Below are 1418 nucleotides of genomic sequence, written 5' to 3'. Positions count from 1 at the left end.
ATTACGCTGATTTGCTCTTTCTCTATGTCCATCTATGTCAACAACGGATTGTTAACCGCTGAAATTTCAGTGATCAGGATGCTCATGGAGCGGTATCCTGAAATGCGATGGGCTCGGCTTTCGGCATCGAGCAACGATGAAGAGACCCAGCGCTGTACCATAGTGCCGTTTTTCCAGTTCTTCACGTTCCTTATGTTTTTGGACACCATACTAAAGCTGGATTCAATAGCATTCGTTGAACGCAGGCTTCTCTGCAGAAGAGCTGGCACATTCAGCTTCAAAATGGTGACAGTTTCTTCTAGACCTTCACGTAGGCTTGCTGCAGCATCTGGATAGTCGACTTGAAGGCTGGTGGCCAGGCTACGAAGCTGCCGTGTGGCTTCTTCAGCCGTTTCCGATGTCCAAGCCTTTCTCAGTTTACGTTTCACCCAGTCGCGTTTATGCTTAGGCAGGTAATCCAAAACGTTACGCATCTTGTGCACCTGGCAACGCTGGATCAGTACCTTCTGTCCAAACACATCTTTTAAGGCTTTTCTAAGAGCCTTGGAACCGTCTATGACAGCCAACAATCCTTGCTCATACTGTAACCCTCTATCAATAAGATTAGTCAGCAGATCTCGGCATACTTGAGCGTTCTCTGTTGAGCCAATACGTACACCCATGATGAGCTTTTCTCCGTCGCTGGTAATGCCCATAACTACGATAGCGGTGTAATCACCAAGAACGATGCCGTCGATTAGAATGACGGGGATCTTTTTTTCATCAAACCGGCGGCTGAGCACCTTTCTCGCTTCTTTAGTACTTGCTTTAATGAACCGCTGACTCACTGTGCTTTTGGATGTGCCGGAGGTTTCGGCTACATCGCTGTAGTCATCAATTCCATATCCATAGTCTCTTGCAGACATACCGTATAACATACGGTTTAATGCTGCTTGCAGCAGTTGATCATCATTAGCAAACGCCTCATAGCTGGCTATGGGCAACTCCTGATTGGTTTCAATAGATCGCACTCGAGGTCGTTCAATGGCTAGACGCTGATTTCCCAACGGAATGGTGGTGGCTTGGGAACCGTGGCGGTATGCTGTCCTGTTAGGATTATGCTTGCCCTTCGGACCTGCCATGGATTCAACATCTTGATCCATCAGTGTCACTAATGCTTGAATTCCAACAGCCGTACAGAAACTGCTAAATCGTCCTTTCACAGCTTCCCGTAAATCTGATAGAGTCAATTGCTCCATTGGTAACGGGTAAACACTCTTTTCTATCGACTGATCGGCCTTCTTGTGGTATGCTGACATTGGCGGTAACCTCCCTGTATGGTTTTGGTTGTTTCCCAAACCCATTATGCCATATCTGGCTGGGAACCGCCACTTCAATTTCCACGGCTGTTGGGACAATCTCCGAATCTACATCTGCGA

The 1418-nt window shown here is 47.3% G+C and carries 2 protein-coding genes; both read right to left on the bottom strand.

Annotation, left to right across the window (positions count from 1 at the left end; all coding sequences use genetic code 11):
- Window positions 1–32 precede the first annotated feature (32 nt).
- Entirely contained in the window at window positions 33–1145 is a 1113-nt protein-coding gene (locus SSCH_RS07095) for an IS256 family transposase (protein ID WP_052835420.1), read from the bottom strand.
- 40 nt (window positions 1146–1185) lie between these two features.
- Window positions 1186–1418 (bottom strand): hypothetical protein (locus SSCH_RS20145; protein WP_232294276.1); only part of this gene is annotated, 233 nt, incomplete at its 5' end.

Origin of the sequence: Syntrophaceticus schinkii (assembly GCF_000946815.1) — a bacterium.
Lineage (GTDB): Bacteria > Bacillota > DSM-12270 > Thermacetogeniales > Thermacetogeniaceae > Syntrophaceticus > Syntrophaceticus schinkii.
Note: the sequence above shows the minus strand (reverse complement) of the source record. Positions and strands in the feature narration are given on the sequence as shown.